A 26,634-nucleotide genomic window follows, 5' to 3' on the forward strand; every position below is an offset into this window, starting at 1 on the left:
TCATGATATGGCACGTGTAAAAAGAGGCGTCACCGCCCACGCCAAGCATAAGAAGGTTCTGAAGGCCGCGAAGGGCTTTTACGGCCGCCGCAAGAACACCATCCGGACCGCCAAGGCTGCTGTCGATCGTTCGAAGCAGTACGCCTACCGCGACCGCAAGGTCAACAAGCGCAACTTCCGTGCGCTCTGGATCCAGCGCATCAACGCTGCCGTCCGCGAATTCGGCCTGACCTATGGCCGCTTCATCGACGGCCTGAACAAGGCCGGCATCGAAGTCGACCGCAAGGTTCTCTCCGACATGGCGATCCACGAGCCGGAAGCATTCGGCGCCCTGGTGGCTGCCGCCAAGAAGGCCCTTGAATATCTCAAGGAAACCGGCACGGCTAACGAGTTTGAAGGCGCGGTTCGGTAACCAGCGCTTCCCAAGCTTGACGCTTTTTTGAATTTTGGGAAACCCGCGCTGGTTTGGGCTAGCGCGGGTTTTTCTTTCTTTATATTCCTTGCGCCCGTCGGCGCCGCCTGCCTCCCGATCCCCGCCTGATACTGGACGGAAAGAAGTGACAATGTCAGATATCGACCAGCTCAACTCATCGCTGCTCGCGGAAATCGCCGCCGCCAATGACGAGGCAGCCCTGGAAGCCGTGCGCGTGTCCGCGCTTGGCAAGAAGGGCTCTGTCTCCGAACTCCTGAAGACGCTCGGCGCCATGACGCCGGAGGAACGCCAGACCCGGGGGGCTGCGATCAACGCCCTGAAGAATGCGGTGACGGACGCCATTGCCGAGCGCAAGTCGGTCCTGAAGGTTGCGGCGGTCAATGCGCGGCTGAAGGCCGAGACGGTCGATGTCAGCCTGCCGGTGCGATCCTCGCCTGCCGAGCGCGGCCGCATCCATCCGATCAGCCAGATCGTCGACGAGATCACCGCGATCTTCGCCGACATGGGCTTCTCGATCGCCGAAGGTCCCGATATCGAGACCGACTACTACAATTTCACCGCGCTGAATTTCCCCGAAGGCCATCCGGCCCGCGAGATGCACGACACCTTCTTCTTCAATCCGGATGAGAATGGTGAGCGCAAGGTCCTGCGCACCCATACCTCGCCGGTGCAGGTGCGCACCATGGAAGCGCAGCAGCCGCCGATCCGCATCATCATTCCCGGCAAGACCTACCGCCAGGATAGCGACGCCACGCATTCGCCGATGTTCCATCAGGTCGAGGGATTGGTCATCGACAAGAAGGCCAATGTCGCCAACATCCGCTGGGTGCTGGAAGAATTCTGCAAGACCTTCTTCGAGGTCGACAGCGTGACGATGCGCTTCCGCCCGTCCTTCTTCCCCTTCACCGAGCCCTCCTTCGAGGTCGATATCCAGTGCGACCGCTCCGGCCCGATCGTAAAATTCGGCGAAGGCACCGACTGGATGGAAATCCTCGGCTGCGGCATGGTCCACCCGAACGTGCTGCGCTATGGCGGGCTCGATCCGGACGAATATCAGGGTTTTGCCTGGGGCATGGGCCTCGATCGCATCGCCATGCTGAAATACGGCATGCCCGACCTGCGCGACTTCTTCAATGCCGACGTCCGCTGGATGACGCATTACGGCTTCCGCCCGCTCGACATGCCGACGCTGTTCGGCGGTCTGAGCGCTTGAACGGAGATTTGGGACGATGAAATTCACGCTCTCCTGGCTGAAAGAGCATCTCGAAACGGATGCCACGCTGGATGAAATCTGCGCCCGCCTCACCGAGATCGGGTTGGAAGTCGAAGATGTCGACGACAAGGCGGCGTTCAAGCCCTTCGTCATCGCGAGGGTTGTCTCGGCGGAAAAACATCCCCAGGCCGATCGCCTGAAGGTTCTGATGGTCGATACCGGATCCGGCGCGCCGGTCCAGGTCGTCTGTGGCGCCCCGAATGCGCGCGCCGGCCTCGTCGGTGCTTTCGCCGCTCCCGGAACCTATGTTCCCGGCATCGAGGTGACGCTGGCCGTCGGCAACATCCGCGGCGTCGAAAGCCGCGGAATGATGTGCTCCGAAAAGGAGCTTGAGATATCCGACAATCATGACGGCATCATCGATCTGCCCGCGGATGCACCGGTCGGCCAGAGCTATGCGGCCTACGCCCATCTCGACGATCCCGTCATCGAGATCAACCTGACGCCGAACCGGCCGGACTGCACCTCGATCCACGGCATCGCCCGTGATCTCGCCGCCTCCGGTCTCGGCACGCTGAAGACGCGGCCCGCGCCGTCCTACGCCGTCGAAGGCGAAACGCCGGTGAAGCTGACGCTCGATCTCGATGATCCCAGCCTCTGCCCCGGCTTTGCCCTGCGTCTCGTGCGCGGCGTCAGGAACGGCGCGAGCCCGCGCTGGATGCAGCAGCGGCTCACTGCCATTGGCCTGCGTCCGATCAATGCGCTCGTTGATATCACCAATTACATGACCTTCGATCAGGGGCGGCCGATCCACGTCTTCGACGCCGCCAAGATCAAGGGCAATCTCACCGTCCGCCGGGCGAGGGAAGGGGAGACCGTGCTGGCGCTCGACCAGCGCGAATACAAGCTCGGCCCGAACAATGTCGTCATAGCAGATGAACAAGGCATCGAATCGATCGGCGGCATCATGGGCGGCGAACATTCCGGTTGCGACGACGACACCGTCGACGTCCTGGTCGAATCCGCTCTGTGGGATCCGATGAACATCGCCAAATCCGGCCGCAGTCTCGGCATCATTACCGATGCCCGCTATCGCTTCGAACGCGGCGTGGATCCGGAATATATGGTTCCCGGTCTCGAACGCACGACGGAACTGGTGCTGGAACTCTGCGGCGGCACCGCCGCCAGGGCAGAGATTGTCGGCTATCACGGCTACGAACCGAAGGTCGTCGATTTCCCCTATTCGGAGGTCAAGCGCCTGACCGGCCTCGACGTCTCGAATGAGGAAAGCAACACGATCCTGACGCGTCTCGGCTTCACGGTCTCCGGCTCCGGCGAGCGCGTCTCCGTTGCTGTTCCGTCCTGGCGCCCGGATGTCGACGGCAAGGCCGATCTTGTCGAGGAGGTCATGCGTATCCATGGCGTCGACAATATCAAGCCGGCGCCGCTCGAAAGCCATTCCGCCGTCAACGGCAAGATTCTGACGACTCTGCAGATCCGCACCCGTGCGGCCAAGCGGGCGCTAGCCACGCGCGGCATGCTGGAAGCTGTCACCTGGTCCTTCATTCCGGAGGAACATGCCAAGCTGTTCGGCGGCGGTTCGCCAGCCCTCAAGCTTGCCAATCCGATCGCTGCCGAAATGTCCGACATGCGCCCGTCGTTGCTGCCGGGTCTGCTGACCGCAGCTCAGCGCAATGCCGACAAGGGTTATGCCGACGTCGCCATCTTCGAGGTCTCGGGCACCTATGAAAACGACCGGCCGGAAGGCCAGCGCCGCGTCGCCGGCGGCATCCGCCGCGGCACGGCCTCGCTCGCCGGCGCCGGCCGCATGTGGTCCAATACAGCCAAGGGCGGCGGCAAGCCGGTCGACGTCTTCGACGCCAAGGCCGATGCGCTCGCCGTCATCGAAGCCTGCGGCCTGCCGATGGGCAATATCCAGATCGAGCAGGGCGGCCCCGAGTGGTATCACCCCGGCCGCTCCGGTACGATCAAGATGGGGCCGAAGATCGTGCTCGGCTATTTCGGCGAATTCCATCCGTTGACGCTGGAAGCCCTTGACGTCTCCGGCGCTCTCTGCGGCTTTGAAGTCTATCTCGATGCCATGGCGGAGCCGAAGAAGAAGGCGACCCGCACCAAGCCGGCGCTCGATCTGTCGCCCTTCCAGGCGGTCAAGCGCGACTTCGCCTTCGTCGTCGACAAGACGGTGGAATCAGGCGCGATCGTCAAGGCTGCGACCGGCGCCGACCGCAAGCTCATCACCGGCGTTACCGTCTTCGACATCTTCGAGGCCGCATCGGTCGGAGAGGGCAAGAAGTCTGTAGCGATCGAGGTTCAAATCCAGCCGGTCGATCGTACGCTGACGGACGAGGATTTCGAGGCGCTGACGCAGAGGATCGTGGCGAGCGTCACGAAATTCACCGGCGGCGTCCTCAGAAGCTGAGCCTCATCTGCCGAAGATAGATGGGACCGGTCGCGCAAGCGGCCGGTCTTTTCATGTGTGCAGATGATAGAGTTTGCTGACGATCACCCATCGGCCTTCGATCTTCAGCAGCGAAAGGTAGTCGGTGAAGCGCATTCCGGCGAAATCGTCGGTGACCTTCACGCTTGCTGCGTCGCCCTCGACATCGACGTTCTGGATGTCCATGAAAGGCTGCGTGCCGGGAGGGGCCGGCTCCTCGGCCAGGATTGCGGCGATGAATTCGTCCCGCGTCAACCATTCGACGGCATTCTGGTAATAGCCGATGATCGAGCTTTTCGGGTGAAAGGCCTTCTTCAAGGCTGCCGCATTCGCGAAGGCCATACCTTCCACATAGAGATGAACCGTCTGTTCGACTGCCTGCCTGTCCGACATGTTTCCATCCCGTTCTCCGAGATGGCGTTAGATAGTTTCGCCGGCCGCGAAGGCAAGCCCGACCTGTGCGACCGGCCGGGCTTGTCCGTTTTCAAATGTTCGTCATGGCAAGCGAGGCATCGGAATAGCGCTTGCCGGCGACCTGTGCCGCTGGGATCGCTTCGCCGAGCTGATCGATCTCCTCCGTGCTGAGCGCAATATCGGCAGCGGCGACGTTTTGTTCGAGGTGGTGAAGCTTGCGCGCGCCGGGGATTGGCACAATGTCGTCGCCCTGGTTCAGCACCCAGGCCAGCGCCAGCTGCGCCGCCGTCACGCCTTTTGCAGCCGCAAGTTTTTCGAGCGTTGCGACAAGCGCCGCATTGGCATCGAAATTCTCGGCCTGGAAACGCGGCACCTGCCGGCGGAAATCGTCGGTGGCAAGGTCGTCGGCCTTGCGGATCGCTCCTGTCAGGAAACCGCGGCCGAGCGGGCTGTAGGGCACGAAGCCGATGCCGAGTTCCCGGCAGGTGGCAAGCACATCCTCTTCGGGATCACGCGTCCACAGTGAATATTCGCTCTGAAGCGCTGCGATTGGATGGACCGCATGCGCGCGGCGGATGGTGGCGCTGCCGGCTTCCGAGAGGCCGAGGGCGCGGACTTTCCCTTCCTTCACAAGCTTGGCCATGGCGCCGACCGTCTCCTCGATCGGCACGTTGGGGTCGACCCGGTGCTGGTAGAGCAGATCGATCGTCTCGATGCCCAAACGCTTGAGTGAGGCTTCGGCAACCGCACGCACATGTTCAGGACGGCTGTCGACGCCGGCGATGGCGGCAGCGCCGGCCTGGCTGGTATCGATCTTGAATCCGAATTTGGTGGCGATCACCACGCGGTCGCGGAAGGGCTTCAGCGCTCTTCCGAGAAGAACCTCATTGGTGAAGGGGCCATAGACCTCGGCCGTGTCGAAAAAAGTGACGCCGAGATCGACGGCGCGGTGCAGTGTTCTCACCGATTCCGCTTCGTCGCTGGCGCCATAGGCAAAGCTCATGCCCATGCAGCCGAGGCCGACGGCAGAGACCGACAGATCGTTTCCGAGTTTTCTGGTTTTCATGATGCGCTCCTTTTCTGAGCTGGCGTCGAACCGCCTGGGAGATCATTGCGGTACGGGCAGACTATATCGGCACCATATCAATCAAAAAATGCATGCAGTTTCTAACAGCCTGTTCTATAATTTCGATCAATGAACAGAAGGCAACTCTCTCAACTCGCCGTTTTCGCTGCCGTCTCGGAACATCGCAGCTTCCGGGCCGCGGCCAAGGAACTGCTCATCGCGCCGTCGGCGGTCAGCCATGCCATATCGAGCCTGGAGGACAGTCTCGGCGTCAGGCTTCTGGCGCGCACGACCCGCAGTGTCGCGCCAACGGAGGAAGGCTCGCTGCTTCTCGAAAGGTTGCGTCCGGCGCTCGAAGAGATCGGCATCGCGCTGGAGGCGGTCAATGATACGCGCGGCAAACCGGCCGGAAACCTGCGCGTCACTGCGCCGCGCTTCGCCTCCGATATCCTGCTCGCACCGCGCCTTGGCGATTTTCTCAATCTCTATCCCGATATTACGCTGGAGATCGCCAATGAGGACGGCTTCACCGATATCGTCAAGGAGGGTTTCGACGCGGGCATCCGGCTGGAGGAGAGCCTGGAGGCCGATATGATCGCCGTCAGAATCTCGCCCAATCTGACGACGGTGATTGCGGCCTCGCCCGAATATTTCGAGCGCTATCCGAAGCCGCAGCACCCGCGCGATCTCGTCCATCATCGCTGCATCAAGCGACGCTTCACCAACGGCTCCATCTATCGCTGGGAATTCGGAAAGGACGGGCAGGAACTAATCGTCGCGGTCGACGGGCCGCTTGTTGTCAGCGAGGACCGGCTGGCCCTTCTTGCCGCGCTGAACGGCGCCGGTCTTGCCTATCTCTTCGACATGCGGGTGCACACCGAGCTGTCGGCCGGCAGGCTCGTGCGGGTGCTGGAGGATTGGTGCGCGCCCTATCCCGGGCCGTTTGTCTATTATCCGAGCCGGCGGCAAATGCGGCCGGCGCTACGCGCTTTCATCGATTTCTTCAGATATGTGGAGAGGGATGCGGGCGGCCGGTGAGGGCCGCCGCTCGTTTCCCTCGTTTTCGTCAGGCGGCTTTTGCCTTCTGGTTTGCCGCCGTCATGGCGAGCTTGGTAAGGATCTTGTCGGTGGCCGTTTCCTCCTGCAGCGTCTGGTCGAGCAGGGCGACGACATCCTTCAGGCCGAGCGTTGCGGCCCAGGTCTTCAGCGTGCCGTAACGGGCGATTTCATAGTGCTCGACCGCCTGGGCAGCGGAGATCAGCCCGGCATCCAGCGCCGGTGTGCCCTTGAATTCTTCCATGATCTCTTCGCCCTCGGCGATAATACCCTGGATCGCCTCGCAGGTCTTGCCCTGAGCGCGCTTGCCGATCTTTTCGAAAACCTGCTGCAGGCGCTCGACCTGGCCTTCGGTTTCCTCGAGATGCTTCTGGAAACCGGCCTTCAGTTCGGAGGACTGGGCGGCGCGCGCCATCTTCGGCAGGGCACGCAATATCTGCCGCTCGGCAAAATAGATGTCCTTGAGCGTGTCGTAGAAGAGATCTTCCAACGTCTTTTCCTTGGCCATTTTCTCGATCCTTGTTTTGGGAAAGGCCGCGAATGCGGCGACACACTAAGAAGCGAAGATCGCGCAATTTGTTCCCGACCGATTTCGGGTGGACTGGAAAACCGTGCCGGGCAATCATCCTGCCACCGATGGGGAGGACGAAAAGATCATGCGAAAGCCGGGTTCGATGAAAGGTCTGGAGGATCTCGGCCGCGTGCGGCTGTCGCAAAACTTCTTCTTCCGCGATTTCCTGCATTCGGAAATCGCCGATTTCTACCGCATTCCCAATATCCCCGAGGATCCCGATCTGGCGATCGAAGCCGGCAAAAGACTTTGCGAGGAACTGCTGGAGCCGCTGGAAGCGACGTTCGGGCGTCTGCACATCCGCTCCGGCTACCGCTCGCCCGAAGTCAACCGCTTCGGCAACGCGAACAATCTGAACTGTTCCACCAATGCCGCCACGGCTGCGCATCACATCTGGGATCTCAGGGACTTCGACGACTGCATGGGCGCCGCCGTCTGCATTGCCGTGCCGTGGGTGATCGACCGCTATCGCGATGAAAGCGACTGGCAGCGGCTCGCCTGGTGGATCCACGACCACCTGCCCTACGCCTCGCTCTGCTTCTTTCCGAAGCTCTGGGCCTTCAATATCCAATGGCACGAAAGGCCGAAGCGGGTGATCCAGAGCTATGTCAGGCCGCGCGGCATCCTGACGAAGCCGGGCATGGCGAACTGGGAGGGTGACCACGCTGCTTCCTATGAGGGATTTCCCCCACTCAGAAACTGATGCGATAACGGATGTGGCCGTCGCTTTCGACATAGCTGTCGTAGAGCGCGCGGGCCGTCTTGTTCTGCTCGCTCGTATGCCAATAGAGCCGCGACCAACCCTTCGCCTTGCAGAGCGCGACGAGATCGTCCAGCAGCGCCCGGCCGACGCCCTTGCCGCGCGCATCGGGATCGACGAAGAGGTCTTCGAGATAGCAGTCCCTGCCGCGGATCCAGGTGCCCTCATGCGTCAGGAAAAGAGCAAAGCCCATAATCCTGCCATCGATCTCGGCGACGCGCATCGCGATCGCCGAGGCCGGATCGAAGACCCGGCGCCATGTCTGGTCGGTGATATCGGCATCGACGGTCACCTCGTAAAAGGCGAGATAGGCGGCCCAGAGTTCGCGCCAGCGGGCTTCATCCTCGGAGCGGGCATCACGTATCGTTGCGGTCATTGCTCTGTTCTTTCAGCGCCGGCTTCGTCGAGCAGCGCCATTGCGTCGTTGGAAAGGGAAAGTGTCGCAGACTTCACCAGGCTTTCGAGCTGTGACAGGCTGGTCGCGCTGGCGATCGGCGCCGTCACGCCTTTCTTGCGCAAGAGCCAGGCAAGCGAGATTTCCGCCGGCTTGGCGCCGGTCTCGGCAGACACCTTGTCGAGCGCGGCGAGAATGCGCAGTCCCTTGGCGTCAAGATATTGCGAAACACGGCCTTCGCGCGCCCGTCCCTGCGTGTCGGCCTTGCTGCGGTATTTGCCGGTGAGAAAGCCGGCGGCAAGGCCGAAATAGGTGATGACGCCGATATCCTGACGGATGCAGAGATCGGCAAGCGGCCCTCCGAAACTGGCGCGTTGGTAAAGATTATACTCCGGTTGCAGCGCGTCGTATCGCGGCAGGCCGGCTTTCTCGGCTGCGTCGAAGGACGCCTGGAGCAGATCGGCATCATAGTTCGAGCAGCCGATGGCGCGGATCTTGCCCTGCTGCTTCAGCTTCGCAAAGGCGCCGAGTGTCTCCTCATGCGGCGTGTCGGCATCCGGCCAATGGGTGAGATAGAGATCGATATAGTCTGTCTGCAGCCGGCGCAGCGACGCCTCGACTGCCGCCAGAATGTAGCTCGCCTTGAGCGTCTTTCCCTGGCCCATGTCCGAGCCGACCTTGGTGACGATGACGGCCTTGTCGCGGGAGATCCGCGCCTGTTTCAGCCAGCGTCCGATGATCTCCTCGGAATCGCCGCCCTTGTTGCCGGGAACCCATGCGGAATAGACGTCCGCCGTATCGATCGTGTTGAGCCCGGCATCGAAAAAGGCATCGAGGATGGCGAAGGATGTTTTCTCGTCGGCCGTCCAGCCGAAGACATTGCCGCCGATCACGATCGGCGCGACCGAAAGGCCTGTTTTCCCAAGCCGGCGCATTTCCATAGGCTCTCCAAAATGGGTGAAATATAAAAGGCTGTATTGAATCGCGGATACGGCAGAACGCCGTCTGGCCAAGTTAGCGCGATCCCGGCGGCAGGCAAACCCGGCTTCCGCAATTTCATGTCGCGCCATTGCGTCGCGGCGGAGGCCTGAATATGGTGCGCGACATTGGTTTTGGGAGGCTCGCACATGCTGCGTTTCGGTATCATTTCAACGGCGAAGATCGGCCGCGACAATGTCGTTCCCGCCATCCAGGACGCGGAAAATTGCGTCGTCACGGCGATTGCCAGCCGCGATCTGGCGCGAGCAAGGGAGATGGCCGATCGCTTCTCCGTGCCGCATGCCTTCGGCTCTTACGAGGAGATGCTGGCCTCCGACGTCATCGACGCCGTCTATATCCCGCTGCCGACCTCGCAGCACATCGAGTGGTCGATCAAATCAGCCGATGCCGGCAAGCATGTGCTCTGCGAAAAGCCGCTGGCCCTGAAGGCCGGCGATATCGACGCGGTGATCGCCGCGCGCGACCGCAATAAGGTGGTGGTCACGGAAGCCTATATGATCACCTATTCGCCGGTCTGGCAGAAGGTGCGCTCGCTGATCGATGAGGGCGCGATCGGCTCGCTCCGGCATGTGCAGGGCGCCTTCACCTATTTCAATCGCGATGCCTCCAACATGCGCAACATTCCCGAGCTCGGCGGTGGCGGCCTTCCCGATATCGGCGTCTACCCCGTCATGAGCACGCGCTTTTCCACCGGCAAGGAGCCGCTTCGGATTCAGGCGATTACCGAGCGCGATCCGGATTTCGGCACCGATATCTATTCGAGCGTCAAAGCCGACTTCGATGATTTCGAGCTGAGCTTCTATATCTCGACGCAGATGGCCAACCGCCAGATCATGGTTTTTCACGGTACCAACGGTTACATCGAGGTCAAGTCGCCGTTCAACGCCAATCGTTGGGGGCCGGAAGAGATCGAACTGGCTGATCGCAGCCACAATGAATCGCGCATCTTCCGCTTCCAGGACAGCCGCCAGTACAGGCGCGAGGTCGAGGCTTTCGCTCGGGCCGTAGAGAACGGCAAGGAAGAGATCGTTACGCTGGAAAATTCGAAGCTGAACCAGAAGGTCATCGATGCGATCTATCGCGCCAGCGAGAAGGATGGCTGGGAGGCGGTCTGATAATCACGCGCGGAAGACGAAGCGCGAATAGCCGAAGAAGCTGAAGACCATTGCGGCGATACTGGCGACCACCATCGCCGCAAGCGGCTGAAGCCCCGGCAGCGAAAGCAGCAGTGCCGAATAAAGCCCGTAATTGACGAGCGCCGCCGTGACTCCGACCGAGCCGTAGCGGAAGCCTTCCACGGCGAGCGAGCGGCCCGAGCGATCGAATGTGAAGTTCCGGTTGAAGACCCAGGTTGACGCCATTGCGAGGGCGATCGCGATGAGCCGCGCCACGAAGGGGCCGAGCGGCGTCAGATCGAGTACCGCCGACAGCACACCGGCATCGACGAGAAAGCCGATGCCGCCGGCAATCGCAAAACGGATGAGCTTCTTCACGCGGCATCCGCCTTGCCACGGCCCCGGCGCAACGCCGGCGCTGGCTCGCGATCAGGCAGTTTGGCCGCACTTGGGGTCTCCAGGTTCATATAATGGATGCGAAGCTGCTCGGCCCGGGCCCGGGCCACGGAATCCAGGATGACGCCGGCGGTAAAAAGCATGAAGGAGATCATCATCAGCGCCATCGACAGCACCCAGGTCGGCATGCGGCTGACGAGGCCCGTGTCGAAATACTCCGCCAGCACCGGCGTCATGAAGCCGAGGCTCGTCAGCATGAAGACGGCGCTGATCGCGCTGAAGAAGGCGAAGGGCCGGGTTTCCTTCATCAGCATTGCGAACATCCAGAGGATTTTTCCGCCGTCGCGGAACGTCGAAAGCTTGGAGTGCGAGCCTTCCGGGCGGCGGCCATAATCGAGTTCCAGTTCGCTCACCGGCAGTTTCAGTCGGGAGGCATGCACCGACATCTCGGTTTCGATCTCGAAGCCGCCGGATACCGCCGGGAAGCTCTTGACGAAGCGGCGCGAAAAAGCGCGATAGCCGGAAAAGATATCGGTGAAGTCAGGGCCGAAGATCATCCGGTAGAGCAGATTGAAAAGCCGGTTGCCAAGCGCATGGCCCTGACGGCCGGCATCGGCGTGCACGCCGCGCCGGGTTCCCACAACCATGTCGGCACGCTCGGTGAGAAGCGTCCGCACCAGTTCCTCGGCATCGCCGGGTGCATAGGTTCCGTCGCCGTCGGCGATGATGTAGATGTCTGCCTCGATGTCGGCGAACATGCGGCGCACCACGTGTCCCTTGCCCTGGCGCCGCTCGCGCACGACATGCGCTCCGGCCAGCATCGCCTGCAGCGCGGTGCCGTCGGTGGAATTATTGTCGTAGACGTGGATCGCCGCATCCGGCAGCGTCGCCCGGAACCCCTGCACCACAGCGCCGATCGTCGCAGCTTCATTATAGCAGGGAAGCAGGACGGCAATGTCCGGGTGATCGGTAAGCGTTCGGGCCATGACTCTACTCGTTACACTGAAAAGCCGTTACCAGCCTAAATCACGCAGCGTTAATAAGACGCTATGACGCAGGCGAAATCGGCTGCGGTCGAAGACGGCTTTACACTTTCTTGATCGGCGCCCGCTAAGGTTCGGCCATCTGGAAACGAAGCGCTAACCACGATGAACGCCGTGCAGCCGATCGCTGATGCATCCGCCGTGACCGCCGCCCGCAGGAGTCGGCTCGGGGGCCTCATGACGCGTCTCTGGCCGGCTGTCATTGCCTATAGTGTTATCCTCGCCGCCGTTATCCTTGTTACCAAATTCTCCGGCGCCACCGATTATGTTGGTCCCGACAATGACGACGGCATGCGTCTCGTCGAGGTTCGCGATTTTCTTGCCGGCCAAGGCTGGTTCGATCTGATGCAATATCGTCTCGGCCTTGCCGGCGGTACGCTGATGCATTGGTCGAGGCTGATCGACCTGCCGATCGCTTCGCTGATCCGGTTTTTCGGGCTGTTTGCGCCGCGTGAAACCGCCGAGGCGCTGGCGCTCGCCGTCTGGCCCGTATCGCTCATCGTTCCTGCCATGCTCGCCATGGGCGTGGCGGGCCGGCGGATCGGCGGGGTTGCCGGCATGCATATCGCTCTCGGTCTCACCGCTCCGGCGATCTACACCGGAAACCGCTTCGCTCCGGGCGCCATCGATCATCACAATGCGCAGCTGGCGCTGGTCGCGACGATGGTGGCGATGCTCGTGGATCGCGAGCGTCGCGGTTGGAGTTACGCAGTCGCCGGCGTTGCGGCGGCTGTCGCCATCGCCATCGGCGCCGAGACCACCCCTTTCGTCGCTGTCGTCTGCCTCACGGTCGCCCTGCTCTGGGCATGGGAAGGCGAGAATTTCGCCATCCCCGCCCGGGCCTTCGGGCTGTCGCTGACGATTGCGATCAACATTCTTTTCTTCGCAACGGTGCCGCCTCGGCTCTATTCGATGGTCACCTGCGACAATCTCTCGCTCGGCTATTACAGTCTGGCGGCGATCGGCAGCGGCCTCCTGTTGTTTTCGGCCGTTTTCGCGAGCGGCTTGCGTCGGCCCTTGCGCTTTGCCGCACTCGCCTTTGTCGGCGCCGGCGTTCTCGGTGCGGCGATCGTCATCGCACCGCAATGCCTGAGCGATCCGTTGGGCAGTCTCGATCCGATGCTGGTCGAACTCTGGCTGCGGCATATTTCGGAAGCCCAATCGCTCCTGGCGCTGGCGCGCACCGATCCCACCTCGGTCGGCGCCTTCTACGCGGCAGGTCTCTTCGGCATTGCTGTCTGCATCTTTCGCCTCATTCGGCGCGACCGCGTGCAGATCCACCTGGTCCTGCTCTTTCTGCTCGCCACGAGCTGGGCGATCGCGCTGGTCCAGGTGCGTGGCGCTACTTTCTCGAACCTGCTTTCGATCCTGCCGCTCGCCCTGCTGATCATCGATGTCAGGCGCATCTCCAACAGCGACAGCGAGAATGTCGCCGTCGCCTTCGTCTATGTGATGACCGTACTCGCAAGCGTTCCGGCCGTCTGGGCCGTCGGCGGCGGGCTTGTTTCAATGCAGATGGAGAACGATGCGCAGAAGGCGGCGGAGCCGACAAAGGCGCTTTCCTGCACATCGAAAGAGGCGCTGGCATCGCTTGCCGAACTCCCGCTGGGCCTGGTCTCCGCGCCATCGGAAATGGGTGTGCCGATCCTCCGCTTTACGCAGAATCGGGTTCTCTCCGCCCCCTATCATCGCGATCAGGGTGGCATGCTGACGGAAATGCATATCGGCCTGGCAAAGCCGCAGGAGGCGGAAGCCTTCCTGAAGGGGGCCGGTGTCACGACGCTTGCCTTCTGCCCGAAGGACCTGCAGACGCGCGAACTCGCTAAACTGAAGCCGGATGGGCTCTATGCCGAACTCGGCAAGGGGAATATTCCGCCCTATCTGGAACCGCTGGCGAAGGTGCCGGATACGGGCGTCCAGTTCTTCCGTTACCGGCCGACGGCGAATTGACGCCGACAGCCTGATGTTGCGCTGACGTCAGTGAGACGTGCGGACGGCCCGCAGACGGTCGCTGGCATAAAGCCCGAGCACGAAGAGGATAAGACCACCATTGTAGCCGAGAATGGCGTAAACAAGCGCCAGAAGTGAAACCGGCCCCGGCGAGGTTATCGCCGCCAGCGTGAAGCTCATTCCGATCAGCGCGGCCACCAACGCGATGCTGGCGGCCGAGCGCATTAACCCGGCGCTGATGCCCAATGCTGCTGCTGTGAGAATAATCATTTCAGCACCTTCCCAGAGAGAACGAGGGGAAGCATAGGAAGCGCCAACTAACAAAGATTTACCGGCTCTCTGGGCTGAAAATCCTTTGTATTGCGGTGGTTAGCAATCCCTTTCGGGTAAAACGCGCTTTTTATCTATGCGTTCCCCGGCGAAGCGAATTTTCCCGTTTTTCTTGTCATTCTTGCTGCTGCAACGATCGCATGCACGCAACGCCTAGGGCATGAATCTTGATGGAACGGCGATGACTTTGCCACGCCAACGGTTCAGCAGTCGGGAAAACGGGTCTCTCCTGCGGTCGCGACCTTCCCGTTTCCCGCCAATGGAAATAGAAAGGAGGGATGAGCAACCTCTTCGACAGCGATTCGCCGACCAACCTTGCCGAATATTCGGTTTCGGAGCTTTCCGGCTCGATCAAGCGCACCGTCGAAACCGCTTTCGACCAGGTTCGCGTGCGCGGCGAAATATCCGGTTATCGCGGTCCGCACTCCTCCGGCCACGCTTATTTCGCGCTGAAGGACGATCGCGCCCGTATCGACGCCGTTATCTGGAAGGGCACTTTCTCGCGGCTGAAGTTCCGCCCCGAGGAAGGCATGGAGGTGATCGCCACCGGCAAGGTCACCACCTTTCCCGGCTCCTCGAAATATCAGATCGTCATCGAGATGCTGGAGCCGGCAGGGGCCGGCGCGCTGATGGCGCTGATCGAGGAGCGTAAACGCAGGCTCGGCGCCGAGGGCTTGTTCGATGCCGCTCGCAAGAAGCGGCTGCCCTTCATGCCGCATGTGATCGGCGTCGTCACCTCGCCGACCGGCGCCGTCATCCGCGACATCCTTCACCGCATCTCCGACCGGTTTCCCGTGAATGTTCTCGTCTGGCCGGTGAAGGTCCAGGGGGAGGGATCCGGCGAGGAGGTGGCGAACGCTATTCGCGGCTTCAATGCGCTGGAGCCCGCCGGCGCCATCCCCCGCCCGGATGTGCTGATTGTCGCGCGCGGCGGCGGCAGCCTGGAAGATCTCTGGAGTTTCAACGACGAAATCGTCGTGCGCGCAGCGGCCGAAAGCCGCATACCGCTGATCTCGGCCGTCGGCCACGAGACCGACTGGACGCTGATCGACTATGCCGCCGATGTCCGCGCTCCGACGCCGACCGGGGCGGCGGAAATGGCCGTGCCCGTCAAGGCGGAGCTCGAGGCGCAGGCTGCGGCGCTTGCCGCGCGCCTGCAGGGCTGTATGAACCGGCAGATGGATCAGCGCCGCCAGTCCGTCCGTAGTCTGATGCGGGCATTGCCCTCGCTCGATCAGCTTCTCGCCTTGCCGCGCCGCCGCTTCGACGAGGCGGCGGCCAGCCTCGGCCGCGGACTGGAGCTCAATACGATCAACAAGCGCCGCGGCTTCGAGCGCGTCGCCACACATCTGCGCCCGGACCTTCTTTCCGGTCGCCTTGCCGAGCGCCGCCAGATGTTGAACGAGCGGATGGTGCGGGCCGAGCGCATGGTCGAGCGGCTGATCGACCGCTCGACATCGCGTGTCGAGCGTGCCGAGGCGATCCTTGCTTCGCTGCCGGCACGGTTGAAAGCGCAAACCGGCCGCTCCCGCGAACGTCTCGGCAATCTTTCCCGCCATGCCGATACGGCGATCCGCCACCAGCTGACGCGCGCCCGCGCCGAGCTCTCGGCGCAGGATCGCGTGCTGCAGTCGCTCTCCTACAAGAACGTGCTGAAGCGCGGCTACGCCGTCATTCGCGATGAGGACAACAGGCCGGTCTCGCAAGCGGCCGCACTCTCCGCCGGCATGGGCATCGCCATCGAATTTGCCGACGGCCGTATTGGGGCTATGACCACGGAAGGCGGCACTCCGCCTGGCGGCACCAAGAAGCGCAGCACAAAACCGGCGGAGCCGACGAAGCAGGGAAGCCTGTTCTAACGATGCGGATCCTGCTGGTGCTTGCCCATCCGCTGCCGGAAAGTTTTGCCGCCTCGGTGGCACGCACGGCTCGCGAAGCCCTGGAAGCCTCCGGCCATGCCGTCGACCTCGTCGATCTCTACGCTCAGAATTTCGATCCACGCCTCTCCGAAGCCGAGCGCCGTGCTTACTTCGATATGCCCTACGGCACCTCTGATGTGGCCGACATGGTGGCCCGGCTGAAGGCGGCCGATGGTCTCGTCCTCGTCTTTCCGCAGTGGTGGTTCAATTTCCCAGCCATCCTGAAAGGCTTCTTCGACCGCGTCTTCGCGCCGGGTGTGGCCTTCACGCATGATGCCGCCGGCGGCCGGATCGTGCCGGAGCTCACCAATATCAGGCTGCTCTATGCGCTGACGACGACGGGCTCGCCATGGTGGCTGGTGCATTTCTATATGGGCAATCCCGTCCGCCGCCTGCTGAAGCGCGGTATCGCCAGCTTCTGTTCGAAAAAGCTCGTCTTCCGCATGCTGAGCCTGCATGACATGGACCGCGCCACGGAAGCCAGGCGCAAGGCGCATCTGGAGCGTGTCCGCAAGGCGCTCGCCGCCATTTGACTATTCGAAATCCGCGAGGAACTTCTTCAGCAGCCGGTCAAATTCGGCCCTGTCCCCGGCCGTCAGGTTGCGCGTCAGCCGCTGCTGATTGGCGACATGGGCGCCGACCGCCTCTTCGACGGTCGCAAGCCCCTTTTCGGTCAGCGCGATCAGCACGCTGCGCCGATCCTGCGGATTGACGATGCGCTCGACCAGGCCCGCCTTCTCCAACTGGTCGATCCGGTTCGTCATTGTGCCGGAGCTGACCATCGTCATCTCAAGGAGCTCGCCCGGCGAAAGCCGATGAGGTGTGCCGGAGCGGCGAAGTGTGGCCAGCACGTCGAAAGCAGAGGTGGAAAGCCCGTGCTGCATGAGAACGGCCTCGATTTCGCGGCCGAGATGGGTGCCGAGGCGCTTCAGCCGTCCGAGAATGCCCATCGGTTCGACGTCGAGGTCCGGCCGCTCGCGCCGCCACTGCGCCAGAATCCGGTCGACATGATCTTGCTTCGCTTCACCCATGGGGGATGGATACCATCGCATACCTTGACGTCAAGATAAATTGCGCTATGTTCGAATTTATCTTGAAGTAGAGATTCTTTGGATGAAGACAAATTCGCGCTATCTCACCGACGTGCTGACGACCGCTATCGCCCCCGCCATCTGGGGCAGCACCTATTTCGTCACCACATCCTTCCTGCCCCAGGGCTATCCGTTGACGGTTGCTCTGCTGCGCGCCCTGCCGGCGGGCCTGCTTCTGCTGCTGATTGTTCGGAAGCTGCCGACGGGCGTCTGGTGGGGCCGCGCCTTCCTTCTCGGTGCGTTGAACTTCTCGTTCTTCTGGGCGATGCTGTTCGTCTCCGCCTACCGGCTGCCGGGCGGCGTTGCCGCAACCGTCGGTGCCGTTCAGCCGCTGATCGTCGTTGCCCTGTCGCGGCTTTTCCTCGGCAAGCCGGTCCGGCCGCTTGCCGTCCTGGCCGGTCTCGCCGGTATGGTCGGCGTCGGACTGCTGGTGTTGACGCCCAAGGCGAGCCTCGATCTCGTGGGTGTCGCAGCCGGTCTCGCCGGCGCCGTCTCGATGGCGTTCGGCACCGTGCTGTCACGGCGCTGGGCGCCGCCGGTTTCGAACCTCACCTTCACCGCTTGGCAACTGACGGCAGGCGGCATTCTCTTGGTGCCCTTTGCGCTCTTCCTCGAACCAGCGCTGCCGGCGCCGAGCATCGCAAACATCGTCGGCATTGCCTATCTGGGTCTGATCGGCGCAGCCTTCACCTATCTGCTCTGGTTCCGCGGTCTGTCGCGCATCGAGCCTTCGGCGGTCTCCTCGCTAGGCTTTCTGAGCCCTGTGGTCGCGACCCTGCTCGGCTGGCTGGCGCTCGGCCAGAGCCTGACGCCGGTGCAGATCGCCGGTTTCGCCCTGGTGCTTGCCGGCGTCTGGCTCAGTCAGCGCACGATGATGCCGCTCAGGCCCATTCGCCCTGCCGCATCACCGGAACCCGCGAGCCGTCCGGTGTGATGCCGTCGATATCGACCTTGTTGGAGCCGATCATCCAGTCGATGTGGATCAGGCTGGAATTGCCGCCCTGCGCCTTGATCTGCTCCTGGCTCAGGGTCGCGCCGTTGAGGAAGCACTTGGAATAGCACTGGCCGAGCGCGATGTGGCACGAGGCGTTTTCGTCGAACAGCGTGTTGTAGAACAGGATGCCGCTCGCCGAGATCGGCGAGGAATGCGGCACGAGCGCCACTTCGCCGAGCCGGCGCGCGCCGTCATCGGTATCGAGCACCTTGTTCAAGACCTCTTCGCCGCGTGACGCCTTGGCTTCGACGATCCGCCCGCCTTCGAAGCGCACCTGGATATTGTCGATCAGCGTGCCCTGGTGCGACAGCGGTTTGGTGCTCGAGACATGACCTTCGACCCGCAATGCATGCGGCGTGGTGAACACCTCTTCGGTCGGAATATTCGGATTGCAGGTAATGCCGTTCTTCGCGGTGGAGGCGCCGCCGTGCCATTCATGTCCGTCGGCGAGGCCGACCGTCAGATCGGTGCCCGGCCCCTTGAAATGCAGCGAGGCGAAGCGCTCGCCGTTCAGCCAGGCGGAGCGCTTGGCGAGATTGGCATTGTGCTCCGCCCAGGCGGCGACGGGGTCGCTGACATCGACACGCGAGGCGGCAAAGATCGCCTTGGCGAGCTTGGCGATCGCGATCGGCTCCGGGTCGTCGGGGAAGACCACCTTGGCCCAGGAGGGGTTGGGATAGGAGACGATGTTCCAGTTGATGTCGAAATTCGAGATCTTTTCCAGCGCCGGCTTATAGGCGGTTGATGTGGCGCGATTGGCGCGGCCGACCTTGCCGGCATCCTGTTCGGAAAGCAGCATCGGATTGTCGCCGGCGACCGCCAGACGGGCCGCTCCGTTGGCATAGGCCTTGGCCATGCCCTCGTAGAGCCAGTCGGAGGCGCGGTCGAAGCTCTCGTCGCTGCCATATTGGAAGCGCGCCAGCGTCGTTTCCTCGTCGGAGTAGAAGGCGCTCACCAGCCCGGCGCCGGCCTGATAAGCGTGTTTGGTGATGAGGCGCACAAGCGGCAGCGCCACAACAGGCGCGGTGATCACCAGGTCCTGGCCCTTCTGCAGTTGCAAACCGACCTTGACGGCGACTTCCGCGAGCTTCTCCAGCTTGACGGGATCAACGGTGTTTTGGCTATGGGGCATGAAAGTCATGGTTCAACCTGCCTTCTGTCATCGACGCTAGAGGTTGAAAGGCTTAGACCCGTTTGCGGCGAAAATGAAGCACAGAGCTGCCGATTTGAAAGCGGCCGGGCGAGATGCCCGACCAGTTTCAGCCTGATGTCTCAGGCGGCGACAGGCAGCCTGAGCAGGATCGAATTGTGCTTGTCGAGGAACTCCATCAGCCGCTGCGGATAATCTTCGCCGACGGCGACCTGCACGCTCCGGCGTTCGCGGAGTGCGCTCCGCCAGCGCGTCACCCGCTCGAGCCCCTCGAAGATGCCGCTATCTCCCAGCCTGTCGAAAACATCGAAATACCGAAAGATCGGCGCGAAGACGGCATCGACGAGGCTGAAGCTGCTACCGGAAAAATAAGGTCCATCCGCGAGTGCTCCTTCTAGCGTCGTGAACTTCGCGATGAGCGCCTTGCGCTTGGCCTCCAGCTGTTCTACCTCCGTGGCCGTTTCATAGCCCCAGAGATCGGAAAGCACGGACGAGCCGAATTCCATCCAGCCGCGATGGCGGGCGCGGGCAAGCGGATCGGCAGGATGCAGGGCAGATCCCGCCTGCGTCTCCTCCAGATATTCGCAGATGACGCTGCTTTCGAAGAGGATGGCCTCGCCGCCATCCTGTTCCTCGATTCTGAGCAGCGGCACCTTGCCGAGCGGCGAGATCTCAAGGAACCAGTCCGGCTTGTTCGCAAGGTCGATGTTGATGCGCTCGAAGGGAACACCCTTTTCGCGAAGTGCGATCGCGGCGCGTTGCACATAGGGGCAGAGATGATGGCTGATGAGGGTAAGCTTGCTCATGAACGTCTCCTCGCTGTTTAATAGATGCATTTGCATATAATGGCGCTTGCGGCTTTGCGCAAGATAAATGTATCTGCATCTATGATGGAAAAGACACCGAAGCCGAGCGAAGCCGCCACCTCTGCCTGGACCAGCATCATCCGCGCTCGCGAACGGCTGCTCGCCGCAATCGAAGCCGATCTGAAAGCGGCCGGCATGCCGCCGCTTGCCTGGTATGACGTGCTATGGGAACTGGCGCGCTCGAAGGACGGCAAGCTGCGGCCCTACGAGATCGAGGAGCGGACCCTGCTGGCGCAGTATAATCTTTCGCGGCTGATCGACCGGCTGGAAAGAGAGGGCTTGGTCCGGCGCGAAGTCTTCGCTGGGGATGGCCGCGGGCGCTGGGTTCTGATTACCGATGCCGGCCGAACCCTTCGCGCGCAGATGTGGACTGTCTATGCCGCAGCGATCGAGACCCATGTCGGCAGCAAGCTTGCCGAAGACGAGGCGAAGGCGATTTCCGGTCTGCTCGCCCGTTTCCTCTGATCAGGCGATCAATGACGCACCGACCGCTTTCAATGCCTTCAGGGCATCCTTTGGATCAAGCCGCACCTGCAGCCCGCGCTGTCCGCCATTGATATAGACGAGCGCTTCGGCGAGAGCAGTCTCCTCGATCGCCGTCGGCACGGCCTTCCTCTGGCCGAAGGGGCTGATGCCGCCGACATGGTAGCCGGTCAGCCGCTCGGCATCGGCCGGCTTCATCATATTGGCCGACTTGCCGTGAAAGGCGCTGGCGAGCTTCTTCATGCTGACTTCGCGATCCGACGGCACGACAACGCAGACCGGCTTGCCGTCCACCTCGGCCATCAGCGTCTTCAGCACCCGCTGCGGCGCCTCACCCAGGGCTTCCGCCGCCTGCAGCCCGACGCGCTCCGCGCCCGGGTCATAATCATAGGTGTGGATGGTGAAGGCGACGCCTGCCTGGGAAAGAACCTGTGTCGCGCGCGTGGTCTTGGACATTGCTCAGCGCCCGAACATATCCGCGTAATTCTCCGGCTTGAAGCCGATCGCCAGCTTGCCTTCCGTCTCCAGCACCGGCCGCTTGATCATCGACGGCTGGTCGAGCATCAGCGAGATCGCCTTTTCCCGGCTCAGATTCTCGCGCTCGGCATCGGGCAGTTTGCGAAAGGTGGTGCCGGCGCGGTTGAGCACCGTATCGAGGCCGGCCTCGTCGATCCAGGCTTCGAGATGGGCGCGGTCGATGCCGAACGCCTTATAATCGTGAAACTCATAGGCGACGCCGTGTTCTTCCAGCCAGCTGCGGGCTTTTTTCATCGTGTCGCAATTCTTGATCCCATAAATGGTGACGGCCATGCCCGATCGGTCTCCCTGTGATGGCAGCGGGATAGCATGCGCCAGAGCCGGCGCAAATGCCGCCCGGCATTTATCCCGGGCAGTGCTTGCTCAACTCTCCAGCGTGCCGGCCTTGCGTGCGGACTTGCTCGGCCTGGCGCAGACGATCTTCATCAGGTCGCCGCGCCGGCGCACCAGCCGATCCGAGGTTCGGGTCAGGATCAGCCCGTCTTGCGGCGCATGCAGGTCGATGCTGCCGTCAGGCTGACCGGGCCGGGTGACGATCGTTGCCAGAAGTTCGCCCTCCGCGACCCTGTCGCCGATCGTGCGATGGAAGAGCACGGCGCCGCCCTCGGGAGCGCGAATGATCTCGACATTGTCGAGCGGCACGGCGGGACCGGCAAACACGGCCGGCGCCATTCTGTCGTCGCTGACGATCACCCGTGCGGCGAGGAAACGCCAGAGCCCCTCAGCATCCCGCTTCGCCGTCAGCGGATCGACGTCGCGCTTGCCGCGCAGCTCGACCGTGACCGAAAGCTTGCCCGGCAGCCGGGATTGTCGTTCACCGGGAATTGCATATTTCCATGCGAATCCGACGGCCTCCTCGAAGGCCGAGCTTTCGCCATCCGAAAGCAGCACCGCCTCCATGTCGAGCGCGGCGGCAAGATCGGCTGCCTCCGGCCAGAAGGCCTCATCGATATAGGCATATTGCAGCGATTCGTCGTCGCAGTGCAGATCGAGGACGAGATCGGCGCCGAGCGCCATGTCCAGGAGTTGCCGCTTCAGTTGGTCGGTAGCCGGATAATGATTGAGATCTTCCGCCAGCATTGCGCGATCGGTGGCGCTGATCAGCGGAAAATCCCGGTTGAAATTGGTGCGGGAACCGAGATCGAAACGGCCCTGCAATTCGCCGAAATGCGATTGCGCCGCGCCGATCGGGTTGGCCTGCGGCACGATGGTGATGTCGCCGGCGACCGCGCCTTCGCTTTCCGCTCGCCGCAGACGTTCGCAAAGGAAATGCAGAAGCGCCGTTCCCGGCAGCTCGCCGGCGTGAAGCGCCGCCTGGATATAGGCCTTCGGAGCCTTCGGATCACGGCCCACAAAACGCAGCACCGGCAGCCGCCACTCCGTTCCCGGCGTATCGCCCGGGATAATGATCTCCGAAACGTCCATGTTTTTGTCTCGCTTGCAATCGAACAGCTTTTCCGAGTTTTATGCGCGGAAATCCGGCTCGCGCAAGCCACGGTCGGTGGACATCGTTGCGATCAGTCCGCCCCAGCGGACTTTTGGCCATAGCCGAAATCGAAGGAAAACAGGTTCATGAGCTGTCAGGTCGTCATGACCACCTCATCGTTTCAAGAGCAATGAACGATATTCCGGCAAAATGGAAAATCAAGAACGAAAAAAGAACATACGCGCAAGAAACGGGTTGAAACAGCGGTCGCTCCGTACGATTTTGGTGTTAATCGAAAACGCGGAGGCCGTGTCATGGCCGAGACGATACATCACTATCTCATCTTCGAAACCGCCGGCGGCTTCTGCGGCATCGCCTGGAGCGACGCCGGCATCGCCCGTTTCCAATTGCCGACGAAAACCGCGGAAGCGACCGAACGGCTGCTGCTGCGCCGCCTGCCGGATGCCCAACCCGGCGCCCCGACGCCTGAGGTGCTGGAGACGGTCGCGGCCGTAAAGCGCTATTTCCAAGGCGAGGAAACAGATTTTTCCGGAGTCGAACTCGATCTTGCCGGTCAGGATGCCTTCTTCCGGGATATCTACGCGGCGGCAAGGCGTGTCGGCTGGGGCAGCACGACCACATACGGCGCGCTGGCGAAGGAGCTTGGGGTCGGGCCGGAAGCGGCCCGCGATGTCGGGCAGGCGATGGCGAAAAACCCGGTTGCGCTGATCATTCCCTGCCACAGGGTGCTGGCCGCCGGCGGCAAGATCGGCGGCTTCTCCGCTCCCGGCGGTTCGTCATCGAAGGCCCGCATGTTGGAGCTCGAAGGCGTCAGCCTCGCCCCGCCGCCGCCCGCCCAGCAATCGCTGGGTTTTTAGGCGAGATGCCGGCAGCTCAATGCGGGCTGGCCGTCGGCCGGATGATGATCTCGCTGACATCGACGTCATCGGGCTGGCTGATGGCGTAGAGGATCGCATTGGCGACGGCTTCCGGGCTGATGGTGATGGCCCTGAAAGCCTTCATCGCATCCCGCGCGGTCGGATCGGTGATCGTCTCGGCCAGTTCCGAGGTCGTCGTGCCGGGAGAAATGACGGTGACGCGGATGCGATTTGTCTCCTGTCGCAGTCCATCCGAGATTGCCCGTACCGCGTATTTCGTCGCGCAATAGACGGCGGCCGTCGGCGAGACGCTGTGGCCGCCGATCGAGGACAGGTTGATGATCTGCCCCGATCCCTGTGCCTTCATGATCGGAAGAGCGGCCGCGATGCCGTAGAGGACGCCCTTGATGTTGACGTCGACCATCCGGTCCCACTCCTCGACCTTGAGCGCGTCGAGCGGCGAAAGCGGCATCACACCGGCATTGTTGACGATGACATCAAGCCGACCGAACTCGGATCTGGCAAAACCGGCAAATGCTTCGACTTGGGAACGGTCGGTGACGTCAAGCTTTCGCAGGCGCACCGTCCCGCCCTTGATTTCGATTTCGCCGGCGAGCGCCTCCAGGCGGTCGCTGCGGCGTGCGCCGATCACGATCTGCGCGCCGGCAGCGGCCAGCACTTTTGCCGTGGCCTCTCCGATGCCGCTGCTGGCTCCGGTGATGGCAATGACTTTTCCGTCGATATCAGACATTTGAAGCTCCATGAGCAGGTTGAGGATATTCGAGGCGATCAGTTCGGAAAATCGGCGCTGAGCGTTGTCTCCGCCCAGGCATCGAAATTGGAGCGCAGCGTATCGAGCCGATCGCGGGCGATCTTCAGGGAAGCTGCCCCGAGCAGCAGGCGCAGCGGCGGTTCGCCCGCCTCGAAGGCCGATATGATTGCGCTTGCCGCGCGCGCGGGATCGCCCGGCTGCTTGCCGGAGATTGAGCGGGTGGCCTGGCGCCGCTTGCCGGCGGTCTCGGCATAGTCTTCGATGATTGTTCTGGATTCGACCATCGAGCGGCCGGCCCAATCCGTGCGGAAGCCGCCGGGCTCCAGGATCGTCACGCGGATGCCAAGCGGCCCGACCTCATGAGCCAGCGATTCCGACAGGGCTTCGACCGCAAACTTGGTGGCGTGGTAGTAGCCGGTAGCGGCGAAGGCCACGAGCCCGCCAAGCGAGGAGACGTTGAAGATATGCCCCTGCCGGCGTGAGCGCATGCCGGGCAGAACCTCTTTGGTAACGGCGATCAAGCCGAAGACATTGGTCTCGAACTGAGCGCGGATCTCGGCATCCTCGCCCTCCTCGATTGCCGAGAGATATCCGTAGCCGGCGTTGTTGACGAGGACATCGATGGCGCCGAAATGCGCCTCGGCGTCGCGGACCGCAGCAGCGACGGAGCGGCCATCCGTCACGTCGAGGGCGAGGGCCAGCGCCCGCTCCCCATGCGCTGCCGAGAGATCGCCGAGCGTATCGGGCCTGCGCGCCGTAATGGCAGCGCGCCAACCGCGTGCCAGGACCGCTTCGGCGAGTGCCCGGCCGAGGCCGGATGATGCACCGGTGATAAACCAGATGGGTGTGGTGGAAGACATGGTCGTCATCCTTTCCGGCCGTCCTATGCGGCCTTTTCGGTGTGCGGGCGGGTCATTTGCGGCGAAGCACCATGCCGCCATGATGGAGCGTGTTGTCGTCGACGAAATCGCCGTCGGCAGTGAAGCCCGTATCGTCCCAGTATTCGATATGTGTTCCGGTGACTTCGTAGCGTCCGCGATAGGCGCTCTCCCGGCTTCCGCGGGCCTCGTCGTAACGATTGTCGGGCAGGAGTTCGTGTCGGACGCCGCCGTCGTCGGTGACCCACATTCCGACATAGGGATGCTGCTGCATGGTGTTCTCGCTTGGCTGTTGGAACTTGGATTTTCGCTCGTTCGAGGCGTCGGCCGACCACGCCGGCATCGCCGTGCCGGTCAGAATGATGGCGGTGAAGAGATGCAGACTGGGCTGCTGGAAAACTTTTGCATCGCTCTTCCTTTCGAAGCGGGGCAGCACTTGGGGCTAGGCCATGCCTCGACCTCGACTGGAAGATAATCTTGGCGAGCCGCGCGATTAAGTTGCCAATGCCGGATGACTTGGTTAGCATTGCTAACCAATGGCCGATGATCTCGAAGGCATTTCAGTCTTTCTCGCCGTAGCGGAGGCGCGGAATTTCCGGCTCGCCGGCGAGCGTCTCGGCGTGACCCGCTCCGCCGTCAGCCAGGCCCTGCAGCGTCTTGAGGACCGGCTTGGCGCACCGCTGGTTCAGCGCACGACGCGCAGCGTCAGCCTGACCGAGGCCGGCGAAGTCTTCCTTGAGGCGGTTCGCCCCTCGATGCGCCAGGTCAGGGATGCGATGCAGACGGTGCGCGACATGCAGGCGCGTCCGAGCGGGCTGCTGCGGATCACCGTTTCCTCCATTGCCGAGCGCTTCCTGTCCGGGACTTTGCTGACAGGATTCCTGCAGGCCTGCCCCGGCATCAAGCTCGATATCACCATCACCGACGACGAATTCGACATCGTCGAAGCCGGCTTCGACGCTGGTGTGAGACTGGGCGAGGTGATCGAGCAGGACATGATCGCGATTTCGGTTTCGTCTCCACAGAGACAATGCGCCGCCGCATCGGCAGGCTATCTCGAGCGTCACGGTTCGCCTCGCCATCCCCGCGACCTGCAGAACCACGCCTGCATCGGATGGCGGCCGCGCCCGGATACCGCGCCCTATCGCTGGGAGTTCACGGAGAACGACCGCGACTTCGACGTCGCCGTCGATCCCGTGGTGACGACCAATGACATGGGAGTGATGATCCGCATGGCCCGCGCCGGGGCCGGAATTACGTTTGGGATGATGGAAACCTTTGCGCCCTATGTCGATCGCGGCGAGCTCATGCCGCTGTTGGAGGATTTCTGCCCGCCCTTTCCGGGTTTCTATCTCTACTATCCCAGGCGCGAGCGGCAACCGCTGAAGCTGCGGGCGCTGGTTGAGCATATCAAGAGGTCCGGCAAGCGGTAGGCGATCCAT

30 protein-coding genes are annotated in these 26,634 nt (G+C 62.4%); 13 read left to right on the forward strand and 17 right to left on the reverse strand.

The window, feature by feature from the left end; translation table 11 throughout:
* Positions 1–7: 7 nt before the first annotated feature.
* From rplT to pheT, 3 genes are all read left to right on the forward strand, one after another.
* Positions 8–412 carry a 50S ribosomal protein L20 gene (gene rplT / locus AMK00_RS01490; RefSeq protein WP_064809305.1) on the forward strand — a complete coding sequence of 135 codons (405 nt, stop codon included), beginning with the start codon at positions 8–10 and terminating at the stop codon, positions 410–412.
* A gap of 151 nt (positions 413–563) precedes the next feature.
* Positions 564–1,646 (forward strand): phenylalanine--tRNA ligase subunit alpha, encoded by a 1,083-nt coding sequence (gene pheS, locus AMK00_RS01495; RefSeq protein ID WP_064809306.1) that lies wholly within the window; start codon positions 564–566, stop codon positions 1,644–1,646.
* 16 nt (positions 1,647–1,662) lie between these two features.
* Positions 1,663–4,086, forward strand: coding sequence for a phenylalanine--tRNA ligase subunit beta (gene pheT, locus AMK00_RS01500; protein ID WP_064809307.1), 2,424 nt, complete (start codon positions 1,663–1,665; stop codon positions 4,084–4,086).
* 51 nt (positions 4,087–4,137) lie between these two features.
* Here the strand turns inward: pheT and AMK00_RS01505 are convergent, their stop codons facing one another.
* Positions 4,138–4,497 carry a nuclear transport factor 2 family protein gene (locus tag AMK00_RS01505; RefSeq protein ID WP_011423650.1) on the reverse strand — a complete coding sequence of 120 codons (360 nt, stop codon included), beginning with the start codon at positions 4,495–4,497 and terminating at the stop codon, positions 4,138–4,140.
* Between the two features lie 91 nt (positions 4,498–4,588).
* The gene (locus AMK00_RS01510) at positions 4,589–5,584 is read right to left on the reverse strand and encodes an aldo/keto reductase (protein WP_064809308.1); all 996 of its coding nucleotides are present in this window, start codon (positions 5,582–5,584) and stop codon (positions 4,589–4,591) included.
* A 129-nt stretch (positions 5,585–5,713) separates the two neighbouring features.
* On the opposite strand from AMK00_RS01510, the gene AMK00_RS01515 reads away from it, so the two are divergent.
* Positions 5,714–6,622 (forward strand): LysR family transcriptional regulator, encoded by a 909-nt coding sequence (locus tag AMK00_RS01515; protein WP_064809309.1) that lies wholly within the window; start codon positions 5,714–5,716, stop codon positions 6,620–6,622.
* Positions 6,623–6,650: 28 nt separating this feature from the next.
* On the opposite strand, the gene AMK00_RS01520 is transcribed toward AMK00_RS01515, so the two are convergent.
* Positions 6,651–7,148: a YciE/YciF ferroxidase family protein gene (locus AMK00_RS01520; RefSeq protein WP_064800346.1), complete on the reverse strand. Its 498-nt coding sequence runs from the start codon at positions 7,146–7,148 to the stop codon at positions 6,651–6,653.
* A 148-nt stretch (positions 7,149–7,296) separates the two neighbouring features.
* Between AMK00_RS01520 and AMK00_RS01525 the strand changes: the two genes are divergently transcribed.
* Complete coding sequence (locus tag AMK00_RS01525; RefSeq protein WP_189637635.1) at positions 7,297–7,914, forward strand: hypothetical protein; 618 nt, start codon at positions 7,297–7,299, stop codon at positions 7,912–7,914.
* Here the strand turns inward: AMK00_RS01525 and AMK00_RS01530 are convergent.
* A complete protein-coding gene (locus AMK00_RS01530; RefSeq protein ID WP_064809310.1) occupies positions 7,904–8,347 on the reverse strand; it encodes a GNAT family N-acetyltransferase in 444 nt (147 codons plus the stop codon). The two genes, AMK00_RS01525 and AMK00_RS01530, sit on opposite strands and share 11 nt — an antisense overlap.
* The gene (locus AMK00_RS01535; RefSeq protein ID WP_064809311.1) at positions 8,344–9,306 is read right to left on the reverse strand and encodes an aldo/keto reductase; all 963 of its coding nucleotides are present in this window, start codon (positions 9,304–9,306) and stop codon (positions 8,344–8,346) included. The genes AMK00_RS01530 and AMK00_RS01535 overlap by 4 nt, the downstream gene beginning before the upstream one ends.
* Before the next feature lie 186 nt (positions 9,307–9,492).
* Here AMK00_RS01535 and AMK00_RS01540 point away from each other — a divergent pair, with 186 nt between their 5' ends.
* Positions 9,493–10,479 (forward strand): Gfo/Idh/MocA family protein, encoded by a 987-nt coding sequence (locus AMK00_RS01540; protein ID WP_064809312.1) that lies wholly within the window; start codon positions 9,493–9,495, stop codon positions 10,477–10,479.
* 3 nt (positions 10,480–10,482) lie between these two features.
* Here AMK00_RS01540 and AMK00_RS01545 read toward each other — a convergent pair whose 3' ends face one another.
* Both AMK00_RS01545 and AMK00_RS01550 read right to left on the reverse strand, forming a co-directional pair.
* The gene (locus tag AMK00_RS01545) at positions 10,483–10,857 is read right to left on the reverse strand and encodes a GtrA family protein (RefSeq protein ID WP_064809313.1); all 375 of its coding nucleotides are present in this window, start codon (positions 10,855–10,857) and stop codon (positions 10,483–10,485) included.
* Entirely contained in the window at positions 10,854–11,861 is a 1,008-nt protein-coding gene (locus AMK00_RS01550; RefSeq protein ID WP_064809314.1) for a glycosyltransferase, read from the reverse strand. The genes AMK00_RS01545 and AMK00_RS01550 overlap by 4 nt, the downstream gene beginning before the upstream one ends.
* 162 nt (positions 11,862–12,023) lie before the next feature.
* On the opposite strand from AMK00_RS01550, the gene AMK00_RS01555 reads away from it, so the two are divergent.
* Positions 12,024–13,868, forward strand: a complete 1,845-nt coding sequence (locus tag AMK00_RS01555; protein ID WP_064809315.1) for a hypothetical protein — start codon at positions 12,024–12,026, stop codon at positions 13,866–13,868.
* Positions 13,869–13,895: 27 nt separating this feature from the next.
* Here the strand turns inward: AMK00_RS01555 and AMK00_RS01560 are convergent, their stop codons facing one another.
* Positions 13,896–14,138, reverse strand: a complete 243-nt coding sequence (locus tag AMK00_RS01560) for a hypothetical protein (protein ID WP_064800352.1) — start codon at positions 14,136–14,138, stop codon at positions 13,896–13,898.
* A 338-nt stretch (positions 14,139–14,476) separates the two neighbouring features.
* On the opposite strand from AMK00_RS01560, the gene xseA reads away from it, so the two are divergent.
* Positions 14,477–16,057, forward strand: a complete 1,581-nt coding sequence (gene xseA, locus AMK00_RS01565; protein WP_064809316.1) for an exodeoxyribonuclease VII large subunit — start codon at positions 14,477–14,479, stop codon at positions 16,055–16,057.
* Positions 16,058–16,059: 2 nt separating this feature from the next.
* Positions 16,060–16,650, forward strand: coding sequence for an NAD(P)H-dependent oxidoreductase (locus tag AMK00_RS01570; RefSeq protein WP_064800354.1), 591 nt, complete (start codon positions 16,060–16,062; stop codon positions 16,648–16,650).
* Here the strand turns inward: AMK00_RS01570 and AMK00_RS01575 are convergent, their stop codons facing one another.
* On the reverse strand, positions 16,651–17,148 hold the full coding sequence (locus AMK00_RS01575) for a MarR family winged helix-turn-helix transcriptional regulator (RefSeq protein WP_064800355.1): 498 nt from the start codon (positions 17,146–17,148) through the stop codon (positions 16,651–16,653).
* 82 nt (positions 17,149–17,230) lie between these two features.
* Between AMK00_RS01575 and AMK00_RS01580 the strand changes: the two genes are divergently transcribed.
* Positions 17,231–18,142: an EamA family transporter gene (locus AMK00_RS01580; protein ID WP_064809317.1), complete on the forward strand. Its 912-nt coding sequence runs from the start codon at positions 17,231–17,233 to the stop codon at positions 18,140–18,142.
* Here AMK00_RS01580 and AMK00_RS01585 read toward each other — a convergent pair.
* Entirely contained in the window at positions 18,090–19,343 is a 1,254-nt protein-coding gene (locus AMK00_RS01585; RefSeq protein WP_064809318.1) for an aminopeptidase, read from the reverse strand. The two genes, AMK00_RS01580 and AMK00_RS01585, sit on opposite strands and share 53 nt — an antisense overlap.
* 131 nt (positions 19,344–19,474) lie before the next feature.
* Positions 19,475–20,158, reverse strand: a complete 684-nt coding sequence (locus AMK00_RS01590) for a glutathione S-transferase family protein (RefSeq protein ID WP_064800358.1) — start codon at positions 20,156–20,158, stop codon at positions 19,475–19,477.
* Between the two features lie 81 nt (positions 20,159–20,239).
* Between AMK00_RS01590 and AMK00_RS01595 the strand changes: the two genes are divergently transcribed.
* Entirely contained in the window at positions 20,240–20,683 is a 444-nt protein-coding gene (locus tag AMK00_RS01595) for a MarR family winged helix-turn-helix transcriptional regulator (protein ID WP_064809319.1), read from the forward strand.
* On the opposite strand, the gene ybaK is transcribed toward AMK00_RS01595, so the two are convergent.
* From ybaK to AMK00_RS01610, 3 genes are all read right to left on the reverse strand, one after another.
* On the reverse strand, positions 20,684–21,157 hold the full coding sequence (ybaK, locus tag AMK00_RS01600) for a Cys-tRNA(Pro) deacylase (RefSeq protein WP_064809320.1): 474 nt from the start codon (positions 21,155–21,157) through the stop codon (positions 20,684–20,686).
* 3 nt (positions 21,158–21,160) lie between these two features.
* Positions 21,161–21,511, reverse strand: coding sequence for an ArsC family reductase (locus AMK00_RS01605; protein WP_064800360.1), 351 nt, complete (start codon positions 21,509–21,511; stop codon positions 21,161–21,163).
* A 90-nt stretch (positions 21,512–21,601) separates the two neighbouring features.
* Positions 21,602–22,663, reverse strand: coding sequence for a succinylglutamate desuccinylase/aspartoacylase domain-containing protein (locus tag AMK00_RS01610; RefSeq protein ID WP_064809321.1), 1,062 nt, complete (start codon positions 22,661–22,663; stop codon positions 21,602–21,604).
* Positions 22,664–22,978: 315 nt separating this feature from the next.
* Here AMK00_RS01610 and AMK00_RS01615 point away from each other — a divergent pair, with 315 nt between their 5' ends.
* On the forward strand, positions 22,979–23,542 hold the full coding sequence (locus AMK00_RS01615; protein WP_064809322.1) for a methylated-DNA--[protein]-cysteine S-methyltransferase: 564 nt from the start codon (positions 22,979–22,981) through the stop codon (positions 23,540–23,542).
* A gap of 16 nt (positions 23,543–23,558) precedes the next feature.
* Here AMK00_RS01615 and AMK00_RS01620 read toward each other — a convergent pair whose 3' ends face one another.
* Genes AMK00_RS01620 through AMK00_RS01630 form a run of 3 tightly spaced genes read right to left on the reverse strand, consistent with a single transcriptional unit; the run spans position 23,559 to position 25,625 of the window.
* Positions 23,559–24,293, reverse strand: a complete 735-nt coding sequence (locus tag AMK00_RS01620; RefSeq protein WP_064805842.1) for an SDR family oxidoreductase — start codon at positions 24,291–24,293, stop codon at positions 23,559–23,561.
* A gap of 38 nt (positions 24,294–24,331) precedes the next feature.
* Positions 24,332–25,183 carry an oxidoreductase gene (locus AMK00_RS01625; RefSeq protein ID WP_189636990.1) on the reverse strand — a complete coding sequence of 284 codons (852 nt, stop codon included), beginning with the start codon at positions 25,181–25,183 and terminating at the stop codon, positions 24,332–24,334.
* 43 nt (positions 25,184–25,226) lie between these two features.
* A complete protein-coding gene (locus AMK00_RS01630; RefSeq protein ID WP_406869899.1) occupies positions 25,227–25,625 on the reverse strand; it encodes an Atu4866 domain-containing protein in 399 nt (132 codons plus the stop codon).
* A 103-nt stretch (positions 25,626–25,728) separates the two neighbouring features.
* Between AMK00_RS01630 and AMK00_RS01635 the strand changes: the two genes are divergently transcribed.
* Positions 25,729–26,625: a LysR family transcriptional regulator gene (locus AMK00_RS01635; protein ID WP_064800364.1), complete on the forward strand. Its 897-nt coding sequence runs from the start codon at positions 25,729–25,731 to the stop codon at positions 26,623–26,625.
* Positions 26,626–26,634 lie beyond the last annotated feature (9 nt).

This window comes from Rhizobium sp. N621, from assembly GCF_001664325.1.
In the GTDB taxonomy this organism is placed as follows: Bacteria; Pseudomonadota; Alphaproteobacteria; order Rhizobiales; family Rhizobiaceae; genus Rhizobium; species Rhizobium esperanzae.